22 protein-coding genes are annotated in these 26070 nt (G+C 74.2%); 15 read left to right on the top strand and 7 right to left on the bottom strand.

Translation table 11 applies throughout. From position 1 onward, the window contains the following. Position 1: 1 nt before the first annotated feature. Complete coding sequence (locus AB0I42_RS02275; protein ID WP_357533336.1) at positions 2 to 2071, bottom strand: prolyl oligopeptidase family serine peptidase; 2070 nt, start codon at positions 2069 to 2071, stop codon at positions 2 to 4. Positions 2072 to 2201: 130 nt separating this feature from the next. On the opposite strand from AB0I42_RS02275, the gene mshB reads away from it, so the two are divergent. The 3 genes from mshB to AB0I42_RS02260 all read left to right on the top strand — a co-directional run bounded on the left by mshB (position 2202) and on the right by AB0I42_RS02260 (position 4177). Beyond that, positions 2202 to 3131: an N-acetyl-1-D-myo-inositol-2-amino-2-deoxy-alpha-D-glucopyranoside deacetylase gene (gene mshB / locus AB0I42_RS02270; protein WP_357533459.1), complete on the top strand. Its 930-nt coding sequence runs from the start codon at positions 2202 to 2204 to the stop codon at positions 3129 to 3131. A gap of 23 nt (positions 3132 to 3154) precedes the next feature. Next, positions 3155 to 3589, top strand: coding sequence for a hypothetical protein (locus AB0I42_RS02265; RefSeq protein ID WP_357533334.1), 435 nt, complete (start codon positions 3155 to 3157; stop codon positions 3587 to 3589). Positions 3590 to 3712: 123 nt separating this feature from the next. Further along, the gene (locus tag AB0I42_RS02260) at positions 3713 to 4177 is read left to right on the top strand and encodes a hypothetical protein (protein ID WP_357533332.1); all 465 of its coding nucleotides are present in this window, start codon (positions 3713 to 3715) and stop codon (positions 4175 to 4177) included. Positions 4178 to 4226: 49 nt separating this feature from the next. On the opposite strand, the gene AB0I42_RS02255 is transcribed toward AB0I42_RS02260, so the two are convergent. Continuing rightward, positions 4227 to 5183 (bottom strand): GNAT family N-acetyltransferase, encoded by a 957-nt coding sequence (locus AB0I42_RS02255; protein ID WP_357533330.1) that lies wholly within the window; start codon positions 5181 to 5183, stop codon positions 4227 to 4229. Between the two features lie 79 nt (positions 5184 to 5262). On the opposite strand from AB0I42_RS02255, the gene fdxA reads away from it, so the two are divergent. From fdxA to AB0I42_RS02230, 5 genes are all read left to right on the top strand, one after another. Further along, positions 5263 to 5589 (top strand): ferredoxin, encoded by a 327-nt coding sequence (gene fdxA / locus AB0I42_RS02250; protein ID WP_212826598.1) that lies wholly within the window; start codon positions 5263 to 5265, stop codon positions 5587 to 5589. 5 nt (positions 5590 to 5594) lie between these two features. Next, positions 5595 to 6725, top strand: coding sequence for a succinyldiaminopimelate transaminase (dapC, locus tag AB0I42_RS02245; RefSeq protein ID WP_357533328.1), 1131 nt, complete (start codon positions 5595 to 5597; stop codon positions 6723 to 6725). Positions 6726 to 6766: 41 nt separating this feature from the next. After that, the gene (locus AB0I42_RS02240; protein ID WP_357533327.1) at positions 6767 to 7417 is read left to right on the top strand and encodes an SIMPL domain-containing protein; all 651 of its coding nucleotides are present in this window, start codon (positions 6767 to 6769) and stop codon (positions 7415 to 7417) included. Positions 7418 to 7468: 51 nt separating this feature from the next. Next, on the top strand, positions 7469 to 8098 hold the full coding sequence (locus AB0I42_RS02235) for a nucleoside/nucleotide kinase family protein (RefSeq protein WP_357533326.1): 630 nt from the start codon (positions 7469 to 7471) through the stop codon (positions 8096 to 8098). Between the two features lie 132 nt (positions 8099 to 8230). Further along, the gene (locus tag AB0I42_RS02230) at positions 8231 to 11347 is read left to right on the top strand and encodes an EAL domain-containing protein (protein WP_357533324.1); all 3117 of its coding nucleotides are present in this window, start codon (positions 8231 to 8233) and stop codon (positions 11345 to 11347) included. On the opposite strand, the gene AB0I42_RS02225 is transcribed toward AB0I42_RS02230, so the two are convergent. The 3 genes from AB0I42_RS02225 to AB0I42_RS02215 all read right to left on the bottom strand — a co-directional run bounded on the left by AB0I42_RS02225 (position 11339) and on the right by AB0I42_RS02215 (position 13595). Next, entirely contained in the window at positions 11339 to 12436 is a 1098-nt protein-coding gene (locus AB0I42_RS02225) for a hypothetical protein (RefSeq protein WP_357533323.1), read from the bottom strand. The genes AB0I42_RS02230 and AB0I42_RS02225 overlap by 9 nt on opposite strands. After that, positions 12433 to 12900 carry a hypothetical protein gene (locus tag AB0I42_RS02220; RefSeq protein WP_357533321.1) on the bottom strand — a complete coding sequence of 156 codons (468 nt, stop codon included), beginning with the start codon at positions 12898 to 12900 and terminating at the stop codon, positions 12433 to 12435. The genes AB0I42_RS02225 and AB0I42_RS02220 overlap by 4 nt, the downstream gene beginning before the upstream one ends. A gap of 170 nt (positions 12901 to 13070) precedes the next feature. Next, the gene (locus tag AB0I42_RS02215; RefSeq protein WP_357533319.1) at positions 13071 to 13595 is read right to left on the bottom strand and encodes a hypothetical protein; all 525 of its coding nucleotides are present in this window, start codon (positions 13593 to 13595) and stop codon (positions 13071 to 13073) included. Between the two features lie 221 nt (positions 13596 to 13816). On the opposite strand from AB0I42_RS02215, the gene AB0I42_RS02210 reads away from it, so the two are divergent. Beyond that, positions 13817 to 14662 carry a hypothetical protein gene (locus tag AB0I42_RS02210; protein WP_357533317.1) on the top strand — a complete coding sequence of 282 codons (846 nt, stop codon included), beginning with the start codon at positions 13817 to 13819 and terminating at the stop codon, positions 14660 to 14662. A 55-nt stretch (positions 14663 to 14717) separates the two neighbouring features. Here the strand turns inward: AB0I42_RS02210 and dapD are convergent, their stop codons facing one another. Next, a complete protein-coding gene (dapD, locus tag AB0I42_RS02205) occupies positions 14718 to 15659 on the bottom strand; it encodes a 2,3,4,5-tetrahydropyridine-2,6-dicarboxylate N-succinyltransferase (RefSeq protein WP_357533315.1) in 942 nt (313 codons plus the stop codon). A 24-nt stretch (positions 15660 to 15683) separates the two neighbouring features. On the opposite strand from dapD, the gene dapE reads away from it, so the two are divergent. After that, complete coding sequence (gene dapE / locus AB0I42_RS02200) at positions 15684 to 16751, top strand: succinyl-diaminopimelate desuccinylase (RefSeq protein WP_357533314.1); 1068 nt, start codon at positions 15684 to 15686, stop codon at positions 16749 to 16751. Positions 16752 to 16784: 33 nt separating this feature from the next. Here the strand turns inward: dapE and AB0I42_RS02195 are convergent, their stop codons facing one another. Beyond that, complete coding sequence (locus AB0I42_RS02195; RefSeq protein WP_357533312.1) at positions 16785 to 16931, bottom strand: hypothetical protein; 147 nt, start codon at positions 16929 to 16931, stop codon at positions 16785 to 16787. A 227-nt stretch (positions 16932 to 17158) separates the two neighbouring features. Between AB0I42_RS02195 and AB0I42_RS02190 the strand changes: the two genes are divergently transcribed. From AB0I42_RS02190 to AB0I42_RS02170, 5 genes are all read left to right on the top strand, one after another. Beyond that, the gene (locus AB0I42_RS02190; RefSeq protein ID WP_357533311.1) at positions 17159 to 18046 is read left to right on the top strand and encodes a TIGR00730 family Rossman fold protein; all 888 of its coding nucleotides are present in this window, start codon (positions 17159 to 17161) and stop codon (positions 18044 to 18046) included. A gap of 2 nt (positions 18047 to 18048) precedes the next feature. Next, positions 18049 to 18594, top strand: a complete 546-nt coding sequence (locus AB0I42_RS02185) for a TIGR00730 family Rossman fold protein (RefSeq protein WP_357533309.1) — start codon at positions 18049 to 18051, stop codon at positions 18592 to 18594. Between the two features lie 72 nt (positions 18595 to 18666). Continuing rightward, positions 18667 to 22167, top strand: a complete 3501-nt coding sequence (locus AB0I42_RS02180; protein WP_357533307.1) for an ATP-dependent DNA helicase — start codon at positions 18667 to 18669, stop codon at positions 22165 to 22167. A gap of 22 nt (positions 22168 to 22189) precedes the next feature. After that, the gene (locus AB0I42_RS02175; RefSeq protein WP_357533305.1) at positions 22190 to 25600 is read left to right on the top strand and encodes a UvrD-helicase domain-containing protein; all 3411 of its coding nucleotides are present in this window, start codon (positions 22190 to 22192) and stop codon (positions 25598 to 25600) included. A 262-nt stretch (positions 25601 to 25862) separates the two neighbouring features. Beyond that, positions 25863 to 26066 carry a cold-shock protein gene (locus tag AB0I42_RS02170; protein WP_091595283.1) on the top strand — a complete coding sequence of 68 codons (204 nt, stop codon included), beginning with the start codon at positions 25863 to 25865 and terminating at the stop codon, positions 26064 to 26066. Positions 26067 to 26070 lie beyond the last annotated feature (4 nt).

The following is a 26070-nucleotide window of genomic DNA, read 5'->3' as shown; positions in this document are numbered from 1 at the left end:
CTCACAGCGACCGGCGGACGAAGTCCAGTTCCAGCCGCAGCAGGCGGCCGGTCGTGCCGTCCGCGGCGGCGGACCCGGTCGCCGGCAGCGGGAGCACCGAGTGCGGCCGCCCGGTCGACAGGAGCGCCGCCGACAGGCGCAGCGTGTGCGCCGGCACCACGTGCCGGTCGGCGAGGCCGTGGATCAGCAACAGCGGGCGGGCGTCGTCGGGCACCACCACCGGTTCCTGGGCCAGCTCGACCAGGCTGTGGTGGGCGTAGACCTCGGTCGCGTCGGCCGGCAGCCCCAGGTAGCGCTCGCTGTAGGCGGTGTCGTGAAGGGTCCAGTCGGTCACCGGCGTCCCGGCGATGCCGCACCGGAAGAGGTCCGGCCGGCGGAGCAGCGCCAGACCGGCGAGCCAGCCGCCGAACGAGAAGCCGCGGATCGCCACCCGCGCCAGGTCCAGGTCGGGATGCTTGCCGGCCAGCGTGGTCAGCCCCTCGACCTGGTCGGTGAGCATCACGTCCGCCAGCCGCCGGTGCACCGCCTTCTCGAACGACGGAGCCACGCCGGGCGTACCCCGGTTGTCGACGGTGACCACCGCGAACCCGGCGTCGGCCCACCACTGCCGCTCCAGCCAGGCCGACCGCTCGGCCCGCACCTCCTGCCGGCCCGGAGCGCCGTTGACGTCGACCAGCACCGGCAGCCGCCGCCCGGCGACGTGGCTGCGCGGATAGAGCACCGCCGCCGGCAGCCGCCGGTCGGTGACCCGTTCCAGGACCGGCCGCGGCGCGGACGGCGCGGACGCGGCGAGCGACCTGATCTCGGTCACCTCGACGTCGTCGTGCCACACCGTCCAGCGGGTGCCCGCCCGGTCCAGCGACCCTGCCCCGACCACCACCGTCGTGCCGCCGACCGCCCCGACGTGCCAGCCCGGCTCCGGGGTCAGCCGGCGGATCTCGATCCCGCCCGCGCCGACCGTCGTACGCACCCGGAAGAGGTGCTGCTGGCTCGGTTCGCCGTCGCTCGCCTCGACCAGCAGGTCGGGTGCCCCGCCGCCGCCGGACAGCCGCCCGACGACCCGCCGTACGTAGAGGGACGGCGGGGTCAGCAGGGTGCCGTCGGCGAAAAGGCACCGCGCGTCGTAGCCGTCGTGGGCCAGCTCGCCGCCGACCAGCACCCGACCGTCGGGCAGGTGCACCGGGGTGCCGGCGACCGGCTCGACCCAGCGCGGGTCGGCGAGTTCGGCGTGCACCTGCGTCTCGCCGGTGCGGGGATCCACGGCCAGCACCAGCCCGTGCTGCTGCAACCGGCGCAGCACGGTGATCAGCGGCCCGCCCTCGACCCAGTGCACCGAGACCAGGTAGGGGTAGGTCTCCCGGTCCCAGTGCACGTCGACCCACCCGCCGTCCAGGTCGAGCAGGTGCAGGCTGACCTGGGCGTTCGGGCCACCGGCCTGCGGATGGACGTAGGTCCGCGGCGGCTCGTCGGGGTGGGCCGGGTCGTGCCGGTGCCAGCGGGCCAGGCGCGAGTCGTCGACGCGGGCGGCGAGGATCGACCGGCCGTCCGGCGCCCACCAGTAGCCGCGGTCGCGGCCGAAGTCCGCCGCCGCGACCTGCTCGGCCACCCCCCAGCGTGTCCCGTTGTCCTCACCGGCGAGCAGCGTGTCGTCGCCGTCCGGCCCGACGACCCGCAGCGTGCCGTCGGTGACGTAGGCGATGCGGGTGCCGGTCGGGTCGGGCCGGGGATCGGCCACCGGCCCCGGTGCCGGGACCTCGACCACCCCGCCGTCGACCAGGTCGGCGCGGAAGAGGCGGCCGGCGAGCGCGAACGCGGCGACCCGCGCCGCCGGGTCGGTCGCGTAGCCGGCGATGCCCTCGACGGTCGCCGCGTCGTCGAGCAGCACACCCGGGGCCGCGACCAGGTGCTCGGTCGCCGTCACCACGTCGAGCCGCCAGAGGGCGTCGGCCGGGTCCCGCGGCCCGGTGGACCGCAGGAAGAGCACCCGGGCGCCGTCCCCGGCGACGGTCACCGCCCGCGGCGCACCGCTGGTGAACCGCCTGGTCTGCGCCGCCAGCTCGGGAAAGTCCACACCCGGATCGTAGGCCCGTGCGTTTGCCCGTGGGGCCGGTCGCGGCAGTCGACGCGCGGGTCGACGTACGGCCGCACCGGCGGGCCGGCGCTGGACGGCGCGTAGAGTGACGCGGGTGGCACGACGACTGATGCTGGTCCACGCCCACCCCGACGACGAGGCGATCGGGACCGGGGCGACGATGGCCCTCTATGCGGCGGGTGGCGCCCAGGTGACCCTGGTGACCTGCACGCTCGGTGAAGAAGGCGAGATCCACGTGCCGGCACTGGCCGGCCTCGCCGCCGCCGAGGCCGACCAGCTCGGCGGCTACCGGATCGCCGAACTGGACGCGGCGTGCCGGGCCCTGGGGGTCGCCGACCACCGGTTCCTCGGCGGCGCCGGGCGCTACCGCGACTCCGGGATGATGGGGCTGCCCACCAACGACAACCCGCGCGCGTTCTGGCAGGCCGATCTCGACGAGGCCGCCGGGCACCTGGTCGAGATCATGCGGGAGACCCGCCCGCAGGTGCTGGTCACCTACGACCCCAACGGCTTCTACGGCCACCCCGACCACATCCAGGCACACCGGGTGGCGGTGCGGGCGGCCGAGATCGCGACGGTCGAGGGCTTCGGCCCGGCCAAGATCTACTGGACGGCGATGCCGCGCAGCGTGCTCGAGGCCGGCCTGGCCGCGTTCGGAGCGTCGACCGACAACCCGTTCGCCGGCATCGACGACGTCGACGGCTTTCCGTTCGGCACCCCCGACGAGCAGATCGCGGCCCGGATCGACGGCACCGACTGGCACGCCGCGAAGGAGGCGGCGATGCGGGCCCACGCGACCCAGATCCCGGACACCTCCTGGCTCTACTCGATCGCCGGCAACTTCGGCAGCGAGTTCATGGGCGTGGAGTACTACACGCTCGCGGTTGGCGAGAAGGGGCCGGGCAGCGGGCCGCACGGCTGGGAGAGCGACCTGTTCGCCGGGCTGCCGGATCCCGCCGACGTCACCCCGCCGACCCAGGCCGGCAGCACACCGCCCCCGGCCGAGGCCGGCGCGCCACTGCGCGCCGGGGCACGGTGACCGGCCCCGGCCCGGCACCGCTGATGACACCCGAGGCGCCGTCCGGGGCTCAGCCGCCCGAACCGAGAAAGCCCCCGGCGTACGCCGCGGCCGTCGACCTCGCCCTGCGGGTGGTGGGTGGCGTCCTCGCCGTGGTGGCGGCCCTGCTGACCGCCGTGCTCGAACTGCTCTTCGCGACCGTGCGCGTCGGTGGTCACCTGATCGGGGTGTCCGCGCTGATCGCACTCGTCGGCAACCTGGCCCTGAGCTGGTTCGCCTACCGCGCGGTCGGCAAGCGGTGGGCGGTCGCCCTGCCGGCCCTCACCTGGTTCGCGATCATGGTCGTGGCGGCCGGCCGCACCGACGAGGGCGACCTGCTGCTGACCGGCGACAACTGGGTGGGGCTGGCGACCATCGTCACCGGCTCGATGGCGTTTGCCATCATGGGCTTCCGGTTGATCCTGTCGCCGGCGCGCTGACCGCGCCACCCGCCGCCGGCCACCAATGGTGTCCAAGCGGTTATCCGTACCACCTGGCGGATCATCCACGGGAACGGTAAGAGTTCTAGCGGGAAGTTCACCTGGATGTCGGGAGGGTGTGCAATGAAGGACCGTTGGGTGCCGATCGGGGTGCTCGCAGGGGCGCTGTTCCTGGTGAACGTCGTCGCCCGGTTGGTCACCCGGTTCGGGTTCGACGCCAATCCCGAGGTCGAGGACCGGGTCTCGCTCGGCATGTTCGCCGTCATCGCGGTGATCCTGGCGGTGCTCGCGTTCCTCTGGGGGCAGCAGCACCCGCTGTCGAGGTGGGCCGCCGACGTGGCCGGCGCGGTGCTCGTCGCCATGCTCCTGACGGTCTTCGTGGGTCCGTTCGTCAGCGGCTCGTACCCGTTCGCCAACGGGGCCGGCTCGTTCTTCTCGCAGATCTGGCTCTACGCCGCGTTCACCTTCGGTGGCACCGTGGTCGGCTACCTCGTGCTGATCGCGCTCGGTCGTGACTACCGCTCCCGGTCGCTGCAGCAGTACAGCGAGGCCAAGCTGGCCAAGCCCCGGCGGGTCGTCCGGCGCTGATCCGCGCCGGTCGTCACGGCGCGACGCGGGCGCTGATCCGCGCCGGCCGTCACGGTGCGACGCGGGTCAGATACGTGTGGTGGGTGGTGAAGCCGAGCCGTCCGTAGAGCGTGACCGCCGGCGTGTTGCGCTCCTCGACCTGGAGGAAGGCGTCGGTCGCCCCACCCCCGGCCGCCCACCGGGCGAGCGCCCCGATCATGTGTGCGGCCAGGCCGCGCCGGCGGGCGGTGGGGACCACCTCGACCAGCCCGATGCCCAGCCAGCGTCCGCCGCCGGTGATCGTGCCGCGGGCGGTGCCGACCAGTTCGCCGTCGTCGTGCAGGTGGACGAAACAGACCCGGTCGACAGCGGTCAGCAGGTGGTGCGCGGCGTCCGGCAGACCACCCTTGCGGCCGGCGGCGACGGCCAGCCAGTCCGCGGACGGTGCCGGCTCCAGCCGTGCTTCCGGCAGGTCGTCGCGGGGCGGCAGGACCGCCAGCAGGTCGGTCAGGCCGGTGGTGCGGACCAGCGTCAACGGCCGCGCGTCCCAGCCCCGCTCGTCGAGCGCCACGCCGACCGGCCCGGCCAGCGGGAGCGGCACGTTGATCATCGCGGGCTGGCCACGGGTGGCGTACCAGTCCTGGACGGCGTCGACGGCCGCGTCCAGGGGCCGGTCGGGGTCGCCGACCGGCAGCGCCGAGTTGCCCCGCCCGGTCCAGCCCTGCGCGCTGCGCAGCAGCCAGTCGCCGAGCCGGTCCTGGTCCGGTGCCGGCCACGCCTCGTTGGCCGCGAGTTCGAGGGCCACGACGTCCGCGGCGGTCGGGCGCCGCGAGGCGGGTACGCGCTTGGCCCGGTGCACCTCGGTCAGCGGTACGCTCAGCGGGCCAGTGGAGGTGGCGATGGTGAGATGCGTCTCGGTGAGGTCGACGAGTTCGCCGAGCGCGTCGGAATACAGGGCTCTATCGTTTCGGACCCCGACAATTCGCCGGACCACGACCCGATGTCCCACATCCTGCTGCCTGAGCACGATCGACCCCCTCCCCGGCGAGATACTAGGCTCTTACCGCCGCGGATGATCGCGGCGTAGCTTGCGGAGGAGATGACCCGTGACGTACATCATCGCCGAGCCGTGCGTGGATGTGCTCGACAAGGCGTGCATCGAGGAGTGCCCGGTCGACTGCATCTACGAGGGCAACCGGATGCTCTACATCCACCCCGACGAGTGTGTCGACTGCGGGGCGTGCGAGCCGGTCTGCCCGGTCGAGGCGATCTTCTACGAGGACGACGTCCCGGAGAACTGGAAGGACTACACCACCGCCAACTACGAGTTCTTCGAGGACCTCGGCTCGCCCGGTGGTGCGTCGAAGGTCGGCAAGGTGGAGAAGGACGCGACGTTCGTCGCGGCGCAGCCGCCTCGCGGCGAGGGCCACTGAGCGGCGTGCCGGCCGACACACCGGCGGCGGGGCCACCGGTCACCGCCGTCTCGGCGGGGCTGCCCGACTTCCCGTGGGATCTGCTCGAGCCGGCCAAGCGGCTCGCCGCCGGGCACCCGGACGGCATCGTCGACCTGTCGATCGGCACGCCCGTCGACCCGGTTCCGGCGCTGATCCGGGCTGCCCTCGACGCGGCCTCGGACGCGCCGGGCTATCCGCTCACCGCCGGCACGCCGGCACTGCGGGCGGCGATCACCCGATGGCTCGGCCGGTCCTGTGGTGCCTCCGCCGACGGGCTGGGTGTGCTGCCGCTGATCGGGTCCAAGGAACTGGTCGCGTGGCTGCCCACCCTGCTCGGCGTACGCGCCGGTGACGTCGTCGTCCTGCCGCAGGTCGGCTACCCGACGTACGAGGTCGGGGCGCGGCTGGCCGGGGCGACCGTGGTGCGTACCGACTCGCTGACCGCGCTCGGCCCGACCCCGCGGGTGCGCCTCGTCTGGGTCAACTCGCCGTCCAACCCGACCGGCCGGGTGCTGCCCACGGCCCATCTGCGCAAGGTCGTCGACTGGGCGCGGGAGCGCGGCGCGGTCGTCGCCAGCGACGAGTGCTACCTGTCGCTGGGCTGGGCGGACGAGCCGGTCTCGATCCTCGATCCGCGGGTCTGCGACGGCTCGTACGACGGGCTCCTGGCCGTCCACTCGCTGTCCAAGCGCTCCAACCTGGCCGGCTACCGGGCCGGCTTCCTGGGCGGTGACCCGGCCCTGGTCGCCGAGCTGCTGGCCGTACGCAAGCACGCCGGAATGATCATGCCGGCACCGGTGCAGGCGGCCATGATCGCCGCGCTCGACGACGAGACGCACGTCCAGGAGCAGCGCGGGCGCTACGCCGCCCGGCGCGAACTGCTGCGGGCCGCGCTCACCGGTGCCGGGTTCGAGCTGTCGTATTCCGAGGCCGGGCTCTACCTGTGGGCGACCCGGGGTGAGGAGTGCTGGGCGACGGTCACCTGGCTGGCCGAGCGGGGCATCCTGGCCGCGCCGGGCGCGTTCTACGGCCCGGCGGGGGAGCGGCACGTCCGGGTCGCGCTGACCGCCACCGACGAGCGGGTCGCCGCGGCGGTCGAGCGGCTCGCCCGCTGACCTTCCCGGCGCCCGCCGCCCCGGGTGGCTAGGCTGAGGTCATGGTCGATGGTCCGGTTCTGGCGGTACGCGGCGAGGCGACCCGGGAGGTCCCACCGGAGGTGGCCCGGTTCGCGGTGACGGTGGCGGCCCGGGACCGTGACCGGCAGGCGACCCTGACCCGGCTCGGCGAGCGGGCCGCCGCGGTCCGCGCCCTGATCGACGGCTACGGCGACGCGATCGAACGCCGGGAGACCGGCACCCTGCAGGTGCGCCCGGAGCTGAAGCGCTCCGGCGAGCGGGTGGTCGCCTACCAGGGCTCGGTCACCACCACCGTGACCGTCACCGACTTCACCGTCCTCGGCGAACTGATGTTGCGTCTCGCCGACCAGGAGCAGACCAGTGTCGCCGGCCCCTGGTGGGAGCTGCGCCCGACCAGCCCGGCCTACCGTGACGCCCGCCGGGCGGCGATCGACGAGGCGCTCGCCCGGGCGCGGGAGTACGCCGGGGCGCTCGGTGCCCGGGTCACCGCCCTGCTCGAGCTCGCCGACACCGGCATGACCAACCAGCCGATGATGACCCGGGCCGCGTTCCACCTCGACGCGATGGGGAAGGGGTCACCCGAACTCGACCTCGACCCGCAGGTGCAGACGGTGCAGGCCAGTGTCGAGGCCCGGTTCTCGATCAGCGAACCGACGGTGCTGGCCGACTGACCGGCGCGGCGGCCCGCGCCGACGGCGGTGACCGGGTGGGATAGTCGGCCGGTGACCGATCCCAGCCTGATCGCCCGCGCCCGTGCCCTCGCCGACGCGGGCCCACGCCAGCTGCTCGGCATCGCCGGTGCGCCCGGCGCCGGCAAGTCCACCCTGGCCGCCGGGATCGTCGCCGCCCTGGGAGACATGGCCGCCCTGGTGCCGATGGACGGCTTCCACCTCGCCGGGACCGAACTGCACCGGCTCGGCCGGCAGGCCCGCAAGGGCGCGATCGACACCTTCGACGGCGCGGGTTATGTCGCCCTGCTACGCCGGCTGCGGTTTCCCGACGACGCCACGGTCTACGCGCCGGAGTTCCGCCGCGAGATCGAGGAGCCCGTCGCCGGGGCCGTCCCGGTGCCGCCGTCGGTACGGTTGGTCGTCACCGAGGGCAACTACCTGCTCGTGCCCGAGCACCCGTGGGACGGCGTACGGCCGCTGCTCGACGAGGTGTGGTTCCTCGATCCCGGCGAGGACGTACGGCTGCGCCGGCTGACCGAGCGGCACGTGCGGTACGGCCGTGACCTCGCCGAAGCCACCGCCCGCGCGTACGGGTCCGACCAGGTGAACGCGGAACGGATCGCCGCCACCGCCGGCCGGGCCGACCTGGTGCTCAGGCCGGAGTCCTCCGTGGATCGGTGATCTGCCAGATATCGGTCACAATCAGTGTCCGGCGGGGTGATGGCGGAGCGTGGGCCGGGCTGGTAAACCAAAGCGACGGACGCGTCCACGCCGTGTCCACTGTGACGATTCCGGTGCCGGCAGGGGAGGCGCGTGTCCACGCGGAAGGCCGTCGTCGGCTATTGCTCGGTCATGGCGGTGCTCGGCGTCGCCGTGTTCGCCGTACCCCCGCTGCGTCCGGTCGCCTGGGCACTGGTCGGGCTGGCCAGCCTCGCCGCGGTCCTGCTCGGGGTGCGCCGGCACCGGCCGCGCCGGCGCTACGCCTGGTATCTGATCGGGGCCGGGCTGGCCGTCTTCGCCGCCGGCGACATGAGCTACAGCCTCACCGCCGACTCGCGGGGCTCGGCGTCGCTGCTCGCCGACATCTTCTACCTGGCGATGTTTCCGCTGCTGGCCACCGGGCTGCTCGGCCTGACCCGGATCAGTTCGACGATGCGCGACCGGGCCCGCTTCCTCGACCTGCTGATCTTCACCACCGCCGCGATCTTCCTCGGCTGGGTGTTCGTGATCGGCCCGCTGTTCAACGGCGGGACGCGGGCCGTCGACCGGTCGGCGGCCGCGGCGTACATCTTCGGCGCCCTGCTGGTCTTCGCCACCACGGTCCGGCTGGCGTTCATCGCCCGGCGCAACACGGCGGTGCGGCTGCTGCTGATCGGGGCCACCGGGCTGCTGGTGTCCGATGTGCTCTACGTGCTCGCGTTGCGGGACGGCGGCTGGCCGGACGGCAACCCGGGTGAGATCGGCTGGCTGGTCTTCTACACCGCGTGGAGCGCGGCCGCGTTGCACCCGTCGATGACCGCGCTCACCGAGCCGGCCCAACCCCGGGCCGCGCAGATCAGTCGGCTCTGGCTCGTCCTGCTCGGAACGCTCGCGCTGGTCGGGCCGGCGGTGCTGCTTCTGCGGGCGCTGGCCGGGCAGCCGCACGACGACGTCGTCATCTCGGTCGTGTCCGGGGTGATGTTCGTGCTCGTACTCAGCCGCTTCGCCGACGTCGCCGACGCACACCGCAGCGCCGTCGGCCGGGAGCGGGGGCTGCGGGTCGCCGGTGCCGCCCTGGTGTCCGCCGCCGGCGCCGACGAGGTGGCCGAGGCGGTCCGGACGACGGTCGCCCGCCTGATGCCGCGCGGCGCCACGCACCGCATGGTCTTCTCCGTCAACCGCTCCGACGGGGTGCCCGCCGCCGCGTTCAGCGTGTGGGGGCACGGGGCGCCGCAGCCCTACCCGATGTCCGGGGCGGCGGCGCTGCGCCGCACCCGGATGCTGCGTACCGGCACCCTGCACCCGGGCCTGGCCAACCAGTTGCGCGCCTACGAGCAGACGCTGCTGTGCCCGATGGTCCTCGACGAGGGCGCCGCCGGGATTCCCCGGGTCGGTGCCCTGCTGGTCGCCGCCGAGGCCGAGGTGCTGGTCACCCTGCGCGACGCGCTGGAGGCACTGGCCGCCCAGGCCGCCCTGGCGCTGCAACGGATCAGCCTCAGCGAGGAGATCAACCGGCGCAACAGCGAGGCGTACTTCCGGACCATCGTGCAGACCACGACCGATGTCATCCTGATCGTCGACGACGACCACCGGCTGCGCTACGCCAGCCCGGCGGTCGCCACCGTCCTCGGGGTCGAACCGGCGCCCGGCACCCCGCTCGGCGAGATCGTCGCGGCGGAGACCGGGGTGCCGGTCACCGAACTGCTGGCCCAGGCGCGGGCGTCCGGCGGGCGGCCGGGGCAGTGGGCCGACTGGCGGCTGGTCCGGCCGGACGACACCCCGGTCCAGGTCGAGGCGAGCTATCGCGACCTGCGCCGGGACCGGACCGTACGGGGACTGGTCATCACCCTGCGCGACGTCACCGACCGGCGCCGGCTCGAACACGAGCTGACCCACGGCACCCGCCACGACGCCCTGACCGGGCTGGCCAACCGCACGCTCTTCCACGACCGGGTCAGCGAGGCGGTGGGGCGGGCCAGCGAGACCGGGCGGATCGTCGCCGCCCTGATCATCGACTTCGACGATCTCACCGCCGTCAACGAGACCCTCGGCCACACCGCCGGCGACGAGCTGCTGATCGCCGTCGCCCGGCGGTTGACCACGGCGGTCGGCGGGCTCGGCACGGTGGCCCGCAACGGCGGCGACGAGTTCGCCGCCCTCGTCGACGACCTGGGCAGCCCGGCCGAGGCGGAACTGGTCGCGGAGCAGGTGATCGCGGCGCTCGCCGAACCGTTCACCATCGATGGCGCGGAGGTCCGGGGCTCGGTGAGCATCGGCATCGCGACCACCGCCGACGCCGCCGACGCCGGCGAACTGCTCCGGCACGCCGACCTCGCGCTCTTCGTGGCCAAGGGCGACGGCAAGCGCCGGTGGCGCCGGTACGAGGCCTCCGTGCACACCGCGATCGTCGAACGGCTCGAACTGCGGGCCGCGCTCGCCCGGGCGGTCAGCGAGCGTACGTTCACCCTCGACTACCAGCCGATCGTGGTGATGGGCAGCGGTGCGATCCTCGGCTTCGAGGCACTGGTCCGGTGGCGGCATCCCACGCTGGGCTTCGTACCGCCCGCGGAGTTCATCGCCATCGCCGAGGAGACCGGACTCATCGAGGCGATCGGCGACTGGGTGCTGCACGAGGCGGTCCGGACGGTGGCCGGGTGGCGGCAGGTCCGTGCCGGGCGTGCCACGCCGTACGTCAGCGTCAACGTCTCGGCGCACCAACTGCGGGCGCCGGCCTTCGTCGACAAGGTGAGCGCGGCGCTCACCGCCGCCGGGGTCGACCCGTCCGGCGTGATGTTGGAGATCACCGAGTCGTCGCTGCTGCGCGACGACGACCGGGCCTGGGCCGAGCTGGCCGCCCTGCGGCGGATCGGCGTACGGGTCGCCATCGACGACTTCGGCACCGGGTTCTCGTCGCTGAGTTATCTCCAGCGGATGCCGGTCGACGTGCTGAAGATCGACCGGTCCTTCACCTCGACCATCTCCGGCTCGCCCCGGCAGCGGGCCCTGGTGGAGGCGATCGTCGGGCTCGCCGGCACGCTCGGGCTCGAGGTCATCGCCGAGGGCGTCGAGTCGCGGGTCGAACGCGACCTGCTCGGCGATCTGGGCTGCCCGTACGGACAGGGGTATCTCTTCTCCCGGCCGCTGGCCGCGGCGGCGGCGACGGCGCTGCTGAGCGGCCCGACCGCGGTCGTACCGCCGGCCCGCTCGACGCTGCCCGACCGTTCAGGGTGACCGTGGGGCGGACTCCGCCGGGCGGTCCGACGGCACCGGTGCCGCCTCCGTGGGCCGGTCGTCGGGGCCGCCCGTCCCGGTCGGCACCGGGGTGGCCGGCAGGTCCGGGACCGGTGCCGGGGGCCGGGCCGGCACGGTCGGCGTGGCCCGGGCGGTCGGCGTGGCCCGGGCGGTCGGCGTGGCGCCGCCGGTCGGGGCCGGCGGGGTCGGCCGGGCGGTGGCCGCCGGGCCGCCGAAAGTGACCAGATACCGGTCGCCGGAGAGTTCGACGGTGCCGGCGGAGCTGCCCGGTGTGGTGGATCGCCCGGCGGCGCCGACGGCGAACGGCCCCAGCGCCGGGGTACGCGGGTCGGCGCGGCCGGCGGCGTACACGGTCAGGGTGGGGCCGGCCGGGTCGGTGTCGACGGTGACCGGCCGGGGCCGGCCGTCCCAGCCGGCGAAGACCGAGCCGGGCTCGGGCGGGCCGGGATAGACCACCACCAGGGTGGTCGCCGCGTCCGGGTTGGCCGGCCACTCCACGGTCCACGACGGGGCGTTCGGACCGGTCGCCGGCACGTCACGCCCGTCGACGCGTACCGTGCCGTAGCGGGCCGAAGGCGGTGGCGGCGGCCCGGACGGCGGCGGGACCGGTGCGGGCGACGCACCGGCGGCCGGGTCGGGGACGGTGATGGTGACCGGGTGGCTGCGTTCGCTCTCCGGGCCGGTCCAGTTGGCCTGCACCGGCCGCACCGTGTAGGTCCAGGTGCCCGGTGGTACGGCGGCGTCGGTGCAGTTCGAGCCGGTCACGATCTCCTCGCACACGCCCCGGGCGGGCTGCGCCCCACCGGCGCGGTCGTACCGGGTGATCCGGTAGCCCGACACGTCGTGCCCGGCGACGATCTGGCTGGGTGCCCACCGCACGGTGACCGTGCCGCCGGCCGCGCCGACCTCCGGCCGGTTGCCGGGGGACAGCGTCACCGCCGTGGTCGACATCGTGGTCGGTTCGCTGGTCACGACCCAGGCGGCCAGGGCGGTCGCGCCACCGGCGAGCACGGCCACCCCGGTTCCGATCGCCACCACGGCGGGCGACGCGGTGAGCAGGCGCCTCATTCGGCGGCGCTGACGCCGGCGAAGGTGAAGCCGAGGGTGAAGGTGGCGCCGGCGCAGGCGGCGGCGGACTCGTTGGTCATCCGGATCGCGCCGGGCAGCACGACGTCCTGCGGTCGGGCCTGGGCGTCGACCAGCACCGGCCGGGTCTGCGGCTTGAGCAGGATGCCGCTGTTGTCGGCGGTGCAGCCCGGCTTGTCGGTGGTGAGTTGCCCGAGGGCCAGGCTGGTCACCGCGACCTTGAACCGGTTGGGGTTGGTGACCCGAAGCCGTACGTCGGCGACCGCGCCCGGGTAGAGCTGGGTGACCGGCTCGGCGGTGGCGGTCAGCGCCTGCACGGACTGGGCCCGGGCGGTGGCCGTACCCGAGCCGGTGACCGACCACGCGGCCCAGGCGACGCTGGCCACGCCGAGGGTGACGACCGAGGCGAGCATGACGATGGCACCGCGCTTGGACAGTCTGATCACGGTGGATCCTCCGGATGGGTGCGGCGCCGGGCGGTGGGCGCGTGGGGGGAGTCGGCGCGGCGCGACGGTCGCCGGCAGCCGCCGGTAGTCTCTTTTCGGGCTCAACCGGACGAATCTCAAGATGGTGATGGTCGGGTCGCTGTCGGCTGGCTGACAGTCCGTCGGGACGGTCAGTCGACCGAACCCTGGAAGAGCGCGGTCCCCATCCGGGCCGCCGGGGTCACCCGGACCTCGATGAGTGACAGGTCGCCGGTCGGGACACTGAACGTCAGGTCGACCGTCTGCTGCCGGCCCGGCTCGACGACGCCCCGGAAACCCGGGCCGGCGCCGTCGGCCAGGGTCACCGGGGTGCGGGCCGCGCCGACGTTCGCGCGTACGACCGCGTCCGACACGTCGAGCGGTTCCGGCCGGCGGTTGGTGATGGTGACCGCGAAGCGTACGGCGGTGGTGTGGCCCGCCCCCGCCGTTCCGGGCAGGACGACCACCGGTTCGCCGGTGGCGACGGTGATCTCCGACGCCAGGGTGAAAGGCTCACCCCCCATCCAGGCGGTTCCCGGCGCGGCGGTCAGCGGGATCTCCAGGATGTATCCGGGGGTCGGGCCGGCCGTGCCGGTGGCGGGGCGACCGGTGCCGCAGGCGGCCAACGGCAGCACCAGCATCAGCAGTGCGGTGGCGAGCAACCGGTGACCTGGCACGGACAGCCTTCCCTGGTGGTTAGGGGGGCAGGCCCATCATGCCCGGGAGTGGGAACGCCCTACGGCGGATGCTGGGTTATTTACATGATGTGCACCAGTTTGCCCAGCTCTGCCCGAGAAGCCTGACCGCACTGCTAGAGGCGCTGGCCGGGGACGGCGGGGGCAGTCGGGTTCCAGTCGATTGCCACCTGATTCCCAACGGCGGGTGCCGTAATGATCTGATGAGACGTACCCGTGCCTTCGTCGTGGGCCTGCTGGCCGCCGCCACCGCCGTCGTCCTGCCCGCGGTCCCGGCCAACGCGGCGCCCTACTGCGACCGGCCGAACCCGCCGCCCATCTGCAACGAGGATCCCGGCGACCCGCCACCTCCACCCCCGCCCCCATCGGACAAGAGTCCGGTCGGGGCGCTGGAGTCGTACCAGTACCTCGGCGGCGCGCAACTGCGCGTGTCCGGCTGGGCGTCGGACGCCAACGGCGGCCCGGTACGGGTTCGGGTCCGGGCGTACAACTACGACTACGGCCTGTTCTACGCCGACCAGTACCACGCCGGCCGGGGCGGCTGGGTAGGCTTCTCGACCACGGTCCCGATCCCCGGCACCTACGGCACGCACGAGTTCTGCGCCTACGTCGAGAACTACCGCGACTGGACGACGCCGGTCGCGCCGGACCGACTGCTCGGCTGCCACACCTACAAGGTCGAGCCGCCCGCGCCGACCGGCCTGACCCTGTCGGCCTCGACGCACTACACCGACAGCACGATCCGGATGAGCTGGCTCGACAACTCCTGGAACGAGCAGCGCTACCACGTCAGCGTCAACTGGATCAGCCGGGGCCACGACAAGAGCTGCTGGGAGGTGTGGGACGGGGAGGGGCTGCCGCCGCGCTGCATGCCGTCGGGCACCGCGATGCGCAAGGACTACACCGTGACGGCCAACCCGGGCACCGGTCGGATCTACTTCGACGCCACCGGCCTGGCACCGAACACGTTCTTCAACATCATCGTGAACACCGTGCAGGACGGACGCTTCTCGCCGGCCGCGACCGGGGGCGTCAAGACGCCGGAGTGACACCAGAGACCGCCGGTTCCGGCCCGCCACTGCCTCGGCGGGCCGGAACCGGTCTTCAGTCGTTGGCGTGCAGCGCGGCGTTGAGCTCGATGCCGGTGCCGGTACGCGGCTTCGCCTCCAGCGCGCCGGTGACCGAGTTGCGCCAGAACAGCAGTCCGTCCACACCGGACAGCTCGCGGGCCTTGACCACCCGGCCGTCGGGCAGGAGGAGCTTCGAGGCTGCGGTGATGTAGCAGCCGGCCTCGACCACGCAGTCGTCGCCGAGCGAGATCCCGACGCCGGCGTTCGCACCGATCAGGCTGCGCTCGCCGATGCTGACCCGGTCCTTCCCGCCGCCGGACAGCGTGCCCATGATCGAGGCGCCGCCGCCGATGTCGGAGCCGTCACCGACGACCACCCCGGCCACGATCCGGCCCTCGACCATCGAGGCGCCCAGCGTGCCGGCGTTGAAGTTGCAGAAGCCCTCGTGCATCACCGTCGTGCCGGACGCCAGGTGGGCGCCGAGCCGCACCCGGTCGGCGTCGGCGATCCGCACCCCGGACGGCACCACGTAGTCGGTCATCCGGGGGAACTTGTCCACCCCGTACACGGCCAGGTGGCGGCCGGCGGCCCGCTCGACCAGCCGCAGCTCGTCGACCCGGTCCGGCGGGCACGGGCCGGCCGACGTCCAGGCGACGTTGGCCAGCGCGCCGAAGATGCCGTCCAGGTTCAGCTCGTTCGGCCGCACCAGGCGGTGCGAGAGCAGGTGCAACCGCAGGTAAGCGTCGGCGGCGTCCTTGATCGGGTCGGCCAGCGAGCCGATCTCGGTGACCACCACGACGGCACGTAGACCGGGCAGCGTCCGGTCGCCGGTGCCGCCGGCGAGCCGGCTCTCGTCGGTGTCTGCCGGCCGGGCACCGAGCCCGAGTAGGCCGGCCGGATACCAGGTGTCGAGCACCTGTCCGTCGGCAGTGGTCGTGGCCAGGCCGATGCCCCAGGCGGGCTGCGTGTTTGTCACGGCCTCGAAGGTACCGTGCGGGGCATGGTGAACCCGCTGACCCCCGAGGTACTGGCCGACCCGGTCGCGCTGACCCGCGCCCTGGTCGACATCGAGTCCGTCTCGCTCGACGAGAAGGAGATCGCCGACCGGGTCGAGGAGGTGCTGCGGTCGCAGCCCCACCTGACCACCTACCGGCACGGGAACACGCTGATGGCGCGTACGGACCTGGGCCGGGCGCAGCGGGTCGTGCTGGCCGGCCACCTCGACACCGTGCCGCTCAACGACAACTTCCCGTCCACCGTCGAGGGCGACCGGATCTACGGCTGCGGCACCAGCGACATGAAGTCCGGGGTCGCGTTCGCGCTCAACCTGGCCGTCACCCTGCCCGAGCCGCGCTACGACGTGACCTACTTCTTCTACGAGGCCGAGGAGATCGATTCCCGCTACAACGGGCTCAACCTCGTCGCGCAGGCGTACCCGCACTGGCTGGAGGCGGACTTCGCAGTGCTGCTCGAACCGACGTACGGGGTGGTGGAGGCCGGCTGCCAGGGCACCATGCGGGCGACCGTACGGACCCGCGGCCGGCGGGCCCACTCGGCCCGCTCCTGGAAGGGGGTCAACGCGATCCACGCCGCCGGGGCGGTGCTCGACCGGCTGGCCGCCTACGAGGCCCGCACGGTCGAGATCGACGGCTGCACCTACCGCGAAGGGCTCAACGCGGTCCGCATCCACGGCGGTGTGGCCGGCAACGTGGTGCCGGACCTGTGCGAGGTCGAGGTCAACTACCGGTTCGCCCCCGACCGGACGCCCGACGAGGCGCACGCGCACGTACAGGAGGTCTTCGACGGTTTCGAGGTGACGCTGACCGACTCGGCGGCCGGCGCGCTGCCCGGTCTCACCGCCGCCCCGGCGGTGGAGTTCCTGGCCACGGTCGGCGCGGCCCCGGTCGGCAAGCTCGGCTGGACCGACGTGGCCCGGTTCGCGGCACTGGGCATCCCGGCGCTCAACTTCGGCCCGGGCGACCCGAACGTGGCCCACGCACCCGACGAGCACGTCGAGATCGGTCTGATCCGCGAGGGCGCCGCCACGCTGCGCCGCTGGCTGGCCTGAGCACGACCGGCGGCCGGCCCGCGCCGGCGCCGGTCAGGTCGTGGCCGGGCCGGGCTCCGGATCGTCGGCGCCGTCGGTCCGGCGCGGCGGCCGGGCGACCTCCACCCGGCGCTGGGCCACCACCTCACGGATTCGGCGCTGCATCTCCCGGCGCTGCCGGATGATCTCCGACCGGGTCATGGAGACACCCCGTCCGGTACGCCGCGCTCGCCCTGCGTGCGGTATTCGCTCATGGCGCTCCTCCCCCCGAAGGCCCCGGCGGCGGTGCCGGGGCGCCGCGCATACGCAGTATGTGGAATAAGAGACGCTGCCACCACCGATTTGGTTGCACCCGGTGCGGATCTTTTTCTCTCCACCGCTGGTGGGCGCGTTCATGCCGCCGGGCGCCGCCAACTACCGTGGGCGTCATGAGCGAGCGAATCCTTCCCGGCGGGCCGGAGTGGCACCGGGGCCCGGTGACCCTGCGCCGTGACGCGATCCCACGGGCCACCGCCGACCAGGGGCTGCTCGACTCACGTGGCCGGGGCGACTGGAAGACCCGGGACGCCTGGCGGGCGCTGCGCATCCTGTCGGAGTTCGTCGAGGGCTTCGACAGCCTCGCCGACCTGCCGCCCGCGGTCAGCGTCTTCGGCTCGGCCCGCAGCAAGCCCGACAGCCCCGAGTGCCAGCTCGCGGAGCGGCTCGGCGCGGCGCTGGCGCAGGCCGGCTACGCGGTCATCACCGGTGGCGGGCCGGGCGTGATGGCGGCGGCCAACCGGGGCGCGACCGAGGTCGGCGGCCAGTCGGTCGGGCTCGGCATCGAGCTGCCGTTCGAGCAGGGCATCAACGAGTGGGTCGACCTGGGCATCAACTTCCGCTACTTCTTCGCCCGCAAGACCATGTTCGTCAAGTACGCGCAGGCGTTCGTGGTCCTGCCGGGCGGGTTCGGCACCCTCGACGAGATGTTCGAGGCGCTCACCCTGGTGCAGACCGGCAAGGTGACCCGCTTCCCGGTCGTGCTGATGGGCGAGGCGTACTGGCGGGGGCTGCTGGACTGGCTGCGCGACACGCTGGCCGCCGACGGCAAGATCGGGCCGGCCGACCTCGACCTGATCTGCGTGACCGACGACGTGGCGACGGCCGTACGGCACATCGTCGACGCCGACGCGGCGCTCGCCGCCGAGCAGGAGGCGATCCAGGAGACCGCGGCCGCCCAGGTCGAGGCGGCGCGGGCCGAGGCGAAGGCGACCGCCGAGGCGGTCGAGCGGGGGTCGGCGGGGCAGCCGTCGGCGACCGAGCGCCCGGCGGGCCGCTGACCATGGCCGCCATCTGCGTCTTCTGCGCCTCGTCGCGCACCCTGGACCGCCGTTTCCTCGACCTGGCCGACCAGGCCGGGCGGGAGATCGCCCGCCGGGGGCACACGCTGGTCTCCGGCGGCGGCTGTGTCGGCATGATGGGCGCGGTCGCCGACGGCGCCCGGGCCGGCGGTGGCCGTACGGTCGGGGTGATCCCGCAGGCGCTGGTCGACCTGGAGGTCGCCGACACGCACTCCGACGAGCTGGTGATCACGGCCGACATGGCGAGCCGCAAGACCGTCATGATCGACAAGTCGGACGCGTTCCTGACCCTGCCCGGTGGCCTCGGCACACTCGACGAACTCTTCGAGGTGTGGACCACCGCGACCCTGGCCATGCACCGCAAGCCGATCGTCCTGGTCGACTCCGACGGCTTCTACGCCGGACTGGTCGACTGGCTGGCCGGCCTGCCGGACCTGCGGTTCGCCAAGGAGGCCGCGATCGACCTGCTGCTCGTCGTCGACTCGGTGCCCGCCGCCCTCGACGCCATCGAGGAGCGTCTCGGCTGAGCCGGCCGGCGGCCCGGCGTGCCACGGGTCCTGGGCCGTCGTGGTGTCGGTGCGTCATGGTGAGATGAGCGGATGCAGGCGTACCGGCTGGTCCGTCGGCCGGCCGAGGCCGCGCCGGCGACTGTCCGTGACCCCGGCCACGAGACGGCCGTCGCCCACGTCGACGGGCCGCTGCTGGTGGTCGGCGGGCCGGGCACCGGCAAGACCAGCACCCTGGTCGAGGCGGTCGCCGCCCGGGTCGCGGAGGGCACCGACCCGGAACGCATCCTGGTGCTCACCTTCGGCCGGCGGACCGCCACCGCGCTGCGGCACCGGATCGAGGCCCGCATCGTCGGTGCCGCCGGCCGGGTGGTGCACGAACCCCTCGTCCGCACCTTTCCCGCGTACGCGTTCGGGCTGCTGCGCCGGGCCGCCGCCGCCCGGGGCGAACCGTCGCCCCGGCTGCTGACCGGCCCGGAGCAGGACCTGATCATCCGGGAACTGCTCGACGTGGTCGGCCCCGACGAGGACGGCGACGATCCGTACGGCTGGCCGCTGGACCTGCGGCCGGCGCTGCGCACCCGGGCCTTCGCCGGGCAGTTGCGCGACCTGCTGATGCGGGCGGCGGAGCGCGGCGTCGGGCCGGCGCAACTGGCCCGCCTGGGCGAGCAGCTCGATCGCGCCGACTGGCCGGCGGCCGCCCGGTTCCTGCGCGAATACGTCGCCGTGCTGGCCCTGCGCGACGCGACCACCCGCGGTTCGGTCGCCTACGACCCCGCCGAACTGGTCCGGGCCGCCACCGGCCTGCTCGCCGACGATCCCGAACTGCTCGCCGCGGAACGCCGCCGGCTCGCCCACGTCTACGTCGACGAGCTGGCCGACACCGACCCGGCCCAGGTCGAGCTGCTGGCGAGGATCGCCGACGGCGGCCGGTCGCTGGTGGCCTTCGCCGACCCCGACTCGTCGACGTACTCGTTCCGGGGTGCCGATCCGACCATCGTGGCCACGTTTCCGCAGCGGTTCCGCACCGTGTCCGGCGCCCCCGCCGCCACGGTCACCCTGCACACCTCCTACCGGGCCGGTGGCCGGCTGCTCGCCGCCACCAACCGGCTCGCCCGCCGGCTGCGCGGCCCCGCCGGCCACCGGGAGCTGCGCCCGCTGACCGGCATCCCGCCCGGCTCGGTCGAGGTGCGCACCTTCCGGTCCGCGACCAGCGAGTCGACGTACGTCGCCCACGCGCTGCGCGAGGCACACCTGGTCGACGGTGTGCCGTGGTCGCGGATGGCGGTGATCGTCCGTTCGACCGCCCGCCAACTGCCGTCGCTCCACCGGGCCCTGCACGCCGCCGCCGTTCCCACCGTCGTGCACTCCGAGGACCTGCCGTTGCACCTGCAACCGGCGGTGGCCCCGCTGCTGCTGTTGCTGCGCTGCGCGCTCGAACCGGACCGGCTCGACGAGGAGGCGGCGGTGGCGCTGCTGCACTCGCCACTGGGCGGCGCGGACCCGCTCGCCGAGCGGCGGCTGCGCCAGGGGCTGCGGGCCCTCGCGCTCGCCGCCGGCGACCGGCGGCCCTCCGGCGAACTGCTGGTCGAGGCGCTGCGCGACCCGACCGAGCTGGTCGCGGTCGAGCGCCGCTGGGCGGCGCCGGCGCAGACGGTCGCCGCCCTGCTCGGCACCGCGCGCGAGGCCGCCGCCGCACCCGGGGCGACCGCCGAGGACGTGTTGTGGGCGGTGTGGCGGGCCACCGGGCTCGCCGAGCGGTGGCACGGTCTCACCTCGCGCGGCCCGGTGACGCCCGGCGAGCCGGACACCGTACCCCGGATGCGGGCCGCGGCCGCCGACCGCGACCTCGACGCGGTCGTGGTGCTGTTCGACACCGCGGCCCGGTTCGTCGACCGGCTGCCCGGGGCGCGCATCGAGGTCTTCCTCGACCATGTGCTCGGCCAGCAGCTGCCGGCCGACACGCTCGCCCCGAGCGCCGACCGCGGCGAGGCCGTACGCCTGCTGACCGCCCACGCGGCCAAGGGACTGGAGTGGGACCTCGTGGTCGTCGCCGGGGTGCAGGAGGGGGTCTGGCCCGACCTGCGGTTGCGCGGCAGCCTGCTCGGCTCGGAGCGGCTGGTCGACGTGCTCGCCGGCCGGGCCGCCGGAGCCGGCACCGCGGCCGCGATGGCCGGGCAGTCGGCGGCCATGCTCGCCGAGGAGCGCCGCCTCTTCCACGTCGCGGCGACCCGGGCCCGGCGGCGGCTGCTGGTCACCGCGGTCGCCTCCGCCGGGGCCGGCGGCGGCGCGGACTACGAGGAACAGCCGAGTCGTTTCCTCTACGAGCTGGGCGCCGGCACCGTGGACCCGCCGACCGGCGACGGTTCTGGCGGTGCCGGTCCGCGTGGCGACGGGCCGGACGACGGGTCGGACGGGTCCGGCGCGGCCGGGAACGGTCCGGGCGGACCGGGGCTGGGCGGGAACGGTTCGGACGGACCCGGGCTGGGCGGACCCGGGCCGGACGGAGACGGTTCGGGCGGACCCGGGCCGGACGGGGCCGGTGCCGGCGGGGCGGACGACGCTCCGGTGGAGCTGCCGGTCAGCCGGCCGCCCCGGGCGCTCACCCTGGCGGCGTTGGTCGCCGAGCTGCGTACCGCGGTCACCGATCCGGCGACGGCGCCGGACCGGCGGCGGGCCGCCGCCGCCGAACTGGCCCGGCTCGCCGCCGCCGGCGTGCGCGGCGCGCATCCCGACGAGTGGTGGGGGCTGCGCGCGCTCTCCGACGACCGGCCACTCGTCGACGAGGGCGAACCGGTGAAGGTCACCCCGTCCTCCATGGAGAGTGCGCTGCGGTGCAGCCTGCGCTGGCTGCTGGAGAAACACGGCGGAAGCGCGCCGGCCGGGGCCGCGCAGGGCGTCGGCAACCTGGTGCACGCCGCGGCGATGCTCGCCGAGGACGCCACCGCCGACCGGGCGCAGCTCCTGGAGTACGTCGCCGCCCGGTTCGACGCCATCGACCTGGCCGCCCGGTGGATGGCCGGCCCGGAGCTGACCCGTGCCGAGGCGATGGTCGACAAGCTGCTGCGCTGGCTCGCCGGCAACCCCCGGCGGCTGCTGGCGATCGAGCACGAGTTCGCCGTACGCCTCGACGACCCGACCCGCCCGGTGGACCTGACCGGCCGGGTCGACCGGCTGGAGGTCGACGCCGACGGGCGGCTGGTCGTCATCGACCTGAAGACCGGCAAGTCGACCTCGGTGACCGGCGCCGAACTGGCCGAGCATCCGCAGCTCGGCGCCTACCAGGCGGCGGTCGAGGCGGGCGCGTTCGCCGAGTTCGGCGACGAGGCCGGGGGAGCCGCCCTGGTCCAGCTCGGTACATCCACGAAGGATGCCCGGGAGCAGGGCCAGGAGGCGGTCGGCGAGGCCGAGGACGCCGGCTGGGCGCGGGCGATGGTGCGGCGTACGGCCGAGACGATGGCGGCCTCGACGTTCTCCGCGGTGGCCAACTCGAAGTGCCGGGTCTGCCCGGTGCGGACGAGTTGCCCGGTCTCCGGCAAGGGCCGCCAGGTGGTCGAGCCCCCGACCCCACGCAGGCCGGAGACCAACCCGTGACCGAGCGGAGCGAGGGAGCGCCGTGACCCAGCCTTCGTTGTTCGCGGCGGCGCCGGCGCCCCGGCGGGCGCCCGACGCCGGCCCCCGTTACACCCCGCTCGAACTGGCCCGGCTGCTCGGGCAGCGGCACGCCCCGACCCTGGAGCAGTCGGAGATCATCGCCGCGCCGGTCGAGCCGCTGCTGGTCGTCGCCGGTGCGGGGTCGGGCAAGACGGAGACGATGGCGGCCCGGGTGGTCTGGCTGGTGGCCAACGACTACGTGCGGCCGGAGCAGATCCTCGGCCTCACCTTCACCCGGAAGGCCGCGGGTGAGCTGGCCCACCGGGTGCGTACGAGGTTGGGGCAGTTGGTCCGCCGGCTCGGCCGGGAGGGGCGGGATCCGGCCCGGGATCTGCTCGGCGGCGAGCCGACGGTGGCCACCTACCACTCGTACGCGGCGCGGGTGGTCGGCGAGCACGGGCTGCGGGCCGGCTACGAGCCGTCGACGCGGCTGCTCACCGAGGCGTCCCGCTGGCAGATCGTGGACATGGTGGTCCGCAACCACGACGGTGACATGTCCGATGTGGACCGGATGCCGAGCACGGTCACCGACGCCGTACTCGCGCTCGCCGGCGAGCTGGCCGAGCATCTGGTCACCCCGGACGAGCTGGCCGCCTGGACCGGGCGCTTCTTCGCCGACGTGCAGGATCCGCCGGGCAAGGTCTACGCCGACGTACGCAGGTCGCTGGCCGTCCAGCGGTTGCGGCTCCGCCTGCTTCCGCTGGTCCGCGCCTACGAGCAACGCAAGCAGGACTTCGAGGCGATGGACTTCGGCGACCAGATGGCGCGGGCCGCCCGGGTCGCCCGCGACCATCCGGAGGTCGGCGCGATCGAGCGGGAGCGGTTCCGGGTGGTGCTGCTCGACGAGTACCAGGACACCAGCCATGCCCAGGTGGTGCTGCTGCGGTCGCTGTTCGGCGGTGGTCATCCGGTCACCGCGGTCGGCGACCCGTGCCAGTCGATCTACGGATGGCGGGGGGCGAGCGCGGGCACCCTCGACCGGTTCCCCGGCGACTTCGCGACGGCCGAGGGCCGTCCGGCACGTACGTCGACGCTGACCACGAGCTGGCGCAACCGGCCCGAGATCCTCGGCGTGGCCAACTCGCTGTCCGCCCCGCTGCGGGTCGCCGGGGCCCGGGTCGCCGAGCTGGCGCCCGCGTTCCAGGTCGACGAGCCGATCGTGGGCAGGACCGCCCGGGGCCGGCCGGGCCGCACCGTCCACTGTGCGCTGACCGAGACCTACGTCGACGAGGCGGCCTGGATCGCCGACGGCATGCTGGCCGCCTGGCGGGGCGCGGCCGGGATGCCGGACGCGTTGCCCGAGCACATTCCGCTCGACCGCCGGCCGACGAGTGCCGTACTGGTGCGGCTGCGCAGCCAGATCCCGCCGATCGAGGCGGCGCTGCGCGCGCGTGGCCTGCCGGTCGAGGTGGTCGGTCTCGGCGGCCTGCTGGACACCCCCGAGGTACGCGACGTCGTCTGCACGCTGCGGGTGCTGGCCGATCCGACCGACGGCCCGGCCCTGCTGCGACTGCTCACCGGTGCCCGCTGGCGGATCGGTCCGCGCGACCTGGTGGCGCTGCACCGGCGGGCCAAGGTGATCTCGGCCGCCCGCCGCGAGCTTTCCCGGGCCGACGGCGAGCCGGAGATCGTGACCGACCGCCTCGACGACGCGACCCTGGTCGAGGCGCTGGCCGACCTCGGGCCGGCGCAGACCTACTCGGCGGAGGGGTATGCCCGGCTGCGGGCGTACGGCCGGGAACTCGCCCTGCTGCGCCAGCGGCTCGACCAGCCGTTGCCCGACCTGATCGCCGACGTCGAGCGGACCATCGGGCTCGACGTCGAGGTGGCCGTACGCGCCGGTGCCGGCCGGGGCGGTGACGCCGGGCTGGCCCGTGGCCATCTCGACGCGTTGGGCGACGTCGCGGCCCGGTTCACCAGCGACACCGACGGCGCGGCGCTGCCCGGCTTCCTGGCGTTCGTCGCGGCGGCCGAGGACGAGGAGCGCGGGCTGGCTCCCGGTGAGGTCGAGGTGGTCGAGGGGGCGGTGCAGATCCTGACCGCCCACGCCGCCAAGGGCCTGGAGTGGGACGTGGTCTCGGTGGCCGGGCTGACCCGGGGGGTGTGGCCGGGCCAGGTCCGCGCCTCCGACCACCATCTCGCCGGGCTCGGCGTGCTGCCGTTCCCGCTGCGCGGCGACGCCGACGGGCTGCCCCGGCTCGATCTCGACGGCGTGCGGGACCAGCGGGCGGTGCACGCGGCGTTCGGCGAGTTCCAGCGGAGCTGGCAGGAGCACGACGAGCGGGAGGAGCGGCGGCTGGCGTACGTCGCCGTCACCCGGCCCCGGCGGCTGCTGCTCTGTTCCGGCTTCTGGTGGGGGGACGGGGTGCGCAGGGCACGGGGCCCCTCGGTGTTCCTGGACGAGATCCAGGAGCGCTGTCGGGCCGGTGACGGCGTGGTCGACGAGTGGGCGCCGGAGCCGGCGGGGGACGCGGTCAACCCGACCACGGAGATGGTGCTGCGGGCCGAGTGGCCGGCCGATCCGCTGGGTGCCCGCCGGCCGGCGATGGCGGAGGCCGCCGCACTGGTCCGGCGGCTGATGATCGAGGAGGCGCCCGCCGGGGACGTGCCGGCGGCGCCCGGGCCGGATGCTGCCGGGGTCGGGGAGCCCGGTCCTGCGGGTGAACCCGAGGGTGGGGACGACCCCGTCGTGCGGCGGTGGCGGCGGGAGGTCGGCATGCTGCTGGCCGAGCGGGAGCGGCTGTCCGGCGCCGGATCGCGGGAGGTGGCACTGCCCGGCCACCTGTCGGTGTCGCAACTGGTGGCGCTGCGGCGCGACCCGCAGGCGCTGGCCCGCCGGCTGCGCCGGCCGATGCCGGCCCGACCCGACCCGTACGCCCGCCGGGGCACCGCCTTCCATGCCTGGCTGGAACAGCGGTTCGGGGCCGGCCGGCTGTTCGACGTCGACGACCTGCCCGGTGCGGCCGACGAGGACGCCGCCCCCGACGAGGCGCTGGAGTTGTTGCGGCAGCGGTTCCTGGAGAGCGGGTGGGCCGACCGGGTGCCGCACGAGGTCGAGGTGCCGTTCGCCACAATCGTCGCGGGGGTGGTCGTACGCGGCCGGATGGACGCCGTCTACGCCGACCCGGGCGGCCGCTACGACGTGGTCGACTGGAAGACCGGCCGCCAGCCGACGGGTGCCGAGGCAGCCGCCGCGGCGGTGCAGTTGGCGGCCTACCGGCTGGCCTGGGCGGAACTCGCCGGAGTGCCGGTCGAGCACGTCCGCGCGGCGTTCCACTATGTACGCGACGGGGTGACGGTGCGGCCGGCGGACCTGCTCGACGCGGCGGGGCTGACCGAACTCGTCGCCTCCGTGCCCGAGGCCACACCGTGACCTTCGCCGGGATCTGCCAGCATTGCCGTTTGTCGCGTGTTAGGCTGCGGACGTTGCTGCTTTGGTTCCCATGACCATGTTGATTGGTCCCAGCTCTGTGCGCGCCCGTGGGATTGCGACCCCGGGCGCCATTTGTTGTGTCCGGAGTTTCCGGCGGGGCGATCACGACCGCGACGACAATCCGCGCGTTCGGCGCGGACAAACACATCGGATCCCGCAACCGTGCGGGGCCGACCGTTCCGTCAAAGGAGACGAGACACAAATGGCAATTGGCACTGTCAAGTGGTTCAACGCTGACAAGGGCTTCGGGTTCATCACCCCCGACGGCGGCGGCGCCGACGTCTTCGCCCACTTCTCGGCGATCCAGAGCTCGGGCTACCGCAGCCTCGACGAGAACCAGCGCGTCGAGTTCGACGTGACCCAGGGTCAGAAGGGCCCGCAGGCGGAGAACATCCGCCCGCTCTGAGTGG

This window comes from Polymorphospora sp. NPDC050346 (assembly GCF_040655695.1).
GTDB classification, from domain to species: domain Bacteria; phylum Actinomycetota; class Actinomycetes; order Mycobacteriales; family Micromonosporaceae; genus Polymorphospora; species Polymorphospora lycopeni.
The sequence above is the reverse complement of the archived record's forward strand: the minus strand, read 5'-3'. Positions and strand labels throughout refer to the sequence as shown.

Coding starts and splice junctions, on each gene's coding strand:
- AB0I42_RS02260 (WP_357533332.1), top strand. CDS start 3,713: ATGAAGGACCGTTGGGTGCCGATCGGGGTGCTCGCAGGGGCGCTGTTC.
- AB0I42_RS02265 (WP_357533334.1), top strand. CDS start 3,155: ATGACACCCGAGGCGCCGTCCGGGGCTCAGCCGCCCGAACCGAGAAAG.
- AB0I42_RS02225 (WP_357533323.1), bottom strand. CDS start 12,436: ATGAGGCGCCTGCTCACCGCGTCGCCCGCCGTGGTGGCGATCGGAACC.
- AB0I42_RS02170 (WP_091595283.1), top strand. CDS start 25,863: ATGGCAATTGGCACTGTCAAGTGGTTCAACGCTGACAAGGGCTTCGGG.
- AB0I42_RS02180 (WP_357533307.1), top strand. CDS start 18,667: ATGCAGGCGTACCGGCTGGTCCGTCGGCCGGCCGAGGCCGCGCCGGCG.
- mshB (WP_357533459.1), top strand. CDS start 2,202: ATGCTGGTCCACGCCCACCCCGACGACGAGGCGATCGGGACCGGGGCG.
- AB0I42_RS02190 (WP_357533311.1), top strand. CDS start 17,159: ATGAGCGAGCGAATCCTTCCCGGCGGGCCGGAGTGGCACCGGGGCCCG.
- AB0I42_RS02185 (WP_357533309.1), top strand. CDS start 18,049: ATGGCCGCCATCTGCGTCTTCTGCGCCTCGTCGCGCACCCTGGACCGC.
- AB0I42_RS02210 (WP_357533317.1), top strand. CDS start 13,817: ATGAGACGTACCCGTGCCTTCGTCGTGGGCCTGCTGGCCGCCGCCACC.
- dapE (WP_357533314.1), top strand. CDS start 15,684: ATGGTGAACCCGCTGACCCCCGAGGTACTGGCCGACCCGGTCGCGCTG.
- AB0I42_RS02195 (WP_357533312.1), bottom strand. CDS start 16,931: ATGACCCGGTCGGAGATCATCCGGCAGCGCCGGGAGATGCAGCGCCGA.
- AB0I42_RS02240 (WP_357533327.1), top strand. CDS start 6,767: ATGGTCGATGGTCCGGTTCTGGCGGTACGCGGCGAGGCGACCCGGGAG.